The 1106-nt window shown below is 67.8% G+C and carries 1 protein-coding gene; it reads right to left on the minus strand.

The features are described from left to right. On the minus strand, positions 1 to 730 hold a 730-nt coding region (locus tag ACLQ23_RS31530), incomplete at its 3' end, for a M23 family metallopeptidase (protein ID WP_425736166.1). Between the last annotated feature and the right edge of the window lie 376 nt (positions 731 to 1106).

Raw genomic sequence — 1106 nt, forward strand, 5'->3', positions numbered from 1 at the left:
ACGACGAACCCGACGACGACCACCGCCACAACGTCATCGTCCCGTCACCGTCATCACGCATCAACGCCGGCGCCGCACTACCCACCGGGCCGCAGTTGTAGCTCGTCCTGTTGACGCTGTACGAGTAGTTGTCGTGGGTGATGCCCGAGGGCACGCCATTGAAGTACGACTCCACCTTGGCGCCGTCCCGGGTCTGTTCGAAGTGCAGGTGCGGGCCGCTGGAACTGCCGGTGCTGCCGACCTTGCCCAACTGCTGCCCGATCCTCACCTGCTGGCCGACACTGACCATCGGTGACTGCAGCATGTGCAGGTACAGGCTCTGCCACCCGTTACCGTGGTCGATACGCACGTAGTAGCCGCCACCGGTCCCCATCGGACCGGAGGGGTTGGACGGAGTACGTCCGCCGAGCGTCCCGTCGATGCCCGCTCGCACCACAGTCCCGCCGAAGGATGCCAGGATCGGCCGCCCCCATGCGCTACCCGAGGTGGGAGTCATGTCGATGTCGTAGTCGTCGTGCCCGGCATAGGTCGACAGTCGCCACGTCTCGCCACACGGGGCGGGCAGCTGGAACATCGGTCGCGGACCGGCGGCTTGTGCCGCCCCGGTTCCGGACAGTTCGGCCATGAGTGTGGTCCCGGGCAGTGCCACCGCCGAGCACAGCATGACGAGCGCGAGTCGGCGGACAGCGCCAGCGGGGAACCGCCACAGCCGACGTCCAGCACCGCTCATCCGTCTCTCTCCCATGTGCAACCTTTCCTATCGTCCTCTGGCCGGCGACGTCCCGGTCGCCACGTGACCGGCAGCCCCGATGCCACTCGGCACCCAAGCTCGCAGTGCGAGCTGCAGATTTTCGCCAGCGGCGCTGTAGGACAGTTCAAGAAAGCCCCAGACCCGGTTCGGGAACGGGCGCGGGTGGGTCCGCGGCCGTTCCCGGCCCTCTCCACACACGGCGCAGGGGGCGACCGTTCGGCCGCCCTCTGCGTATCGGGCCCTGACTCAGGGCCCCGTACCAACTCCCCTGTCGGCGCTACCAGCGGCCGAGGACCAGGCGGCTGTCGACCGGTCCGAGTGAGTACTGACCCGAGGTGTACCACTCCCCATGGGT

Origin of the sequence: Micromonospora sp. DT41 (assembly GCF_049841715.1) — a bacterium.
Lineage (GTDB): Bacteria > Actinomycetota > Actinomycetes > Mycobacteriales > Micromonosporaceae > Micromonospora > Micromonospora profundi.